Genomic DNA, 2,272 nt, shown 5'->3' with positions numbered 1-2,272 from the left:
TCTGTGCCGTTGGCGCGGTGGCCGGGCCGGGGCTGGTGCGGTTCTTGGCGGATGGAGACGCCACGCTGGCCGGGATGGGCTGGCGCTACATCGCGATCCTTGGCGGCGGCGGCCTGCTTGGCCTCGTGCTGACGCTCCAGACGGATGCGCTGCGGGTCGAGGGGCGGGTGCCCTTCATGGCGGCGATGTCGCTCACGGTTTCGCTTGGCAATGGCGCCTTGGATTGGCTCTTCATCGCCGTCTTCGGCTGGGGCGTGGCGGGCTCGGCGCTGGCCACGCTTGCCGCACAGGGCGCGGCGGTGGGGGTGGTGCTTTGGCTCAGGGTGCGGGGGCGGCTGGTGCTGGCGCTGCCGCGGCCCATGTGGGCGCGCTGGGGCGAGATGCTGGCGCTGGGCGCGCCGCAGAGCCTGAGCTTTCTGGGCATCGCGCTGATCAGCGCGGCGTTGGTGACCATGCTGCGCGTGCTCGATGTGCCCGATGGCGAAGCACTGGTGGCGGCCTATGGCATTTACCTGCGGGTCATGGCCTTCGCCTTCCTCGGATTGCTCGGGCTGGGGCAGGCGCTTCAGGCCATCGTGGGAAGTTGCCACGGTGCCGGGCTGCACCCGCGGGCCAACGCGGCGCTGAAGCGGGCGATGGGGGTGGCCCTGCTCTACACGGCCACGGTGCAATTGGCGCTGATCGCGGCGCGGCATGCGCTGGGCGGGGTCTTCACCGAGGATGCGGCGGTGCAGGCGGCGCTGGTGCGCATTCTGCCGATGCTGCTGGCCCTTTATGCCGTGGTCGGGCCGATCAACATGGTTTCGACAGCCTTCCAGGCGGTGGGCGATGCCCGGCGGGCGGCCCTGCTGGGGCTGGCGCGGCCCTATCTGCTGGTGATCCCGCTCACCTTGCTTTTGCCGCTGGTGGCGGGTGAGCCGGGCCTCTGGCTGGCGCCGCCGCTGGCTGAGGTCGGGATGCTGGCGTTGCTTTCGGTCGTGCTCTGGCGGCGGCGGGCGCGGGGGGCGCTGGCGATTTCCGGCTGAAGCTGTCGCGCCTAGGGCCCCTTGCGCTGCCTGCCGGTCAGCCGCCCGATGAGGAAGCTGGTGCGCGGGGCGTAGATGTAGCGGGTGCGCGCGGTGGCGGTGGGCCGGGCGCGCATCCGGATCGTGCCGATGACGGCCAGCGCCACATGGGCCAGCGCGATGAGCGTGAAGAGCGCGCCGGGGCCGGTGGCCTGCATCAGCCATGAGGCGGTGAGGGGCGCGGCGATGGCCCCGGCGGCGAAGGCGAACATCATCGAGGCCGAAAGCTCCACCCGCTCTTCGTCGGAGGCCCAGTCATGCGCATGGGCGGCGGCGACCGAGTAGATCGGAAAGCTGGTGAGCCCGAAGACGGCGGCGCAGGCGAGCACGGCGGTGGTGGAGCCGGAGGTTGCCAGCGTCAGCGCGCAGGCGATGGTGGAGGCGACCGAGAGGCCGATAAGCACCCAGCGGCGGTCATAGCGGTCGGCCAGCCAGCCCACGGGGAACTGCGCCAGCGCGCCGCCTCCGATCCAGATGGCGAGGAAGAGGCCAATCTGCTCGGGGCCGAGGCCGACGGCCTGGCCATAGACCGGGCCCACGGTGCGGAAGCTGCCTGAGGTGAGGCCCGCCACCAGCACGGCGGCGCCCGCCAGCGGCGAGCGGGCGAAGGTGAGGGCCGGGCGCAGGCGCGGGGCCTCTGGCGTGGCGGGCTGGGCGGCGGTGGTGAGCGCCATCGGCAGCAGCGCGGCGCAGCAGAGGATCGCCAGCAGGGTATAGGCGGCATAGCTGGCCGGCGCGAGCGCGCCGACCAGGAGCTGGGCCAGCAGCGAGCCGCCCATGTCGACCAGCCGGTAGCTGCCCATCGCGCGGCCCCTTGTGGCATTGGTGACCCGCGACTGGAGCCAGGCTTCGATCACGGTGTAGCACCCGGCGATGCAGAGCCCCGAGGCCACCCGCATCCCGGCCCAGGCCCAGGGCGTGGTGAGCAGCATGTGCCCCAGCAGCCCCATTGCCCCCAGCGCGGTGAAGGCGGCGAAGGCGCGGGCGTGCCCGACCGACCCCATCAGTCTGGGTGCCCACCAGCAGCCGAGGAAGAAGCCGGTGAAATGGGCCGAGCCCAGCAGGCCGATCTCGGAGGTGGTGAAGCCGAGGGTCAGGCCGGAGAGCGCATCCATCGGCCCGAGGCCCCCGGTGGAGAGCTGGAGAAGGGCGACGGAGGCGAGGAGCGGCGCGAAGGTGAGAAGGAGGCGCATGGGGGCGGGGTAGCC

The 2,272-nt window shown here is 72.3% G+C and carries 2 protein-coding genes; one reads left to right on the top strand and one right to left on the bottom strand.

Going from position 1 to position 2,272, the window contains the following annotated elements; all coding sequences use genetic code 11:
- Positions 1 to 1,025 (top strand): MATE family efflux transporter (locus DYI42_RS23790; protein ID WP_213549600.1); only part of this gene is annotated, 1,025 nt, incomplete at its 5' end.
- A gap of 11 nt (positions 1,026 to 1,036) precedes the next feature.
- Here the strand turns inward: DYI42_RS23790 and DYI42_RS23785 are convergent.
- Positions 1,037 to 2,257 carry an MFS transporter gene (locus tag DYI42_RS23785; RefSeq protein ID WP_213549602.1) on the bottom strand — a complete coding sequence of 407 codons (1,221 nt, stop codon included), beginning with the start codon at positions 2,255 to 2,257 and terminating at the stop codon, positions 1,037 to 1,039.
- Positions 2,258 to 2,272 lie beyond the last annotated feature (15 nt).

This window comes from Vannielia litorea, assembly GCF_018424695.1.
Lineage (GTDB): Bacteria > Pseudomonadota > Alphaproteobacteria > Rhodobacterales > Rhodobacteraceae > Vannielia > Vannielia litorea_A.
This window is presented reverse-complemented; position numbering and strand designations above follow the sequence as displayed.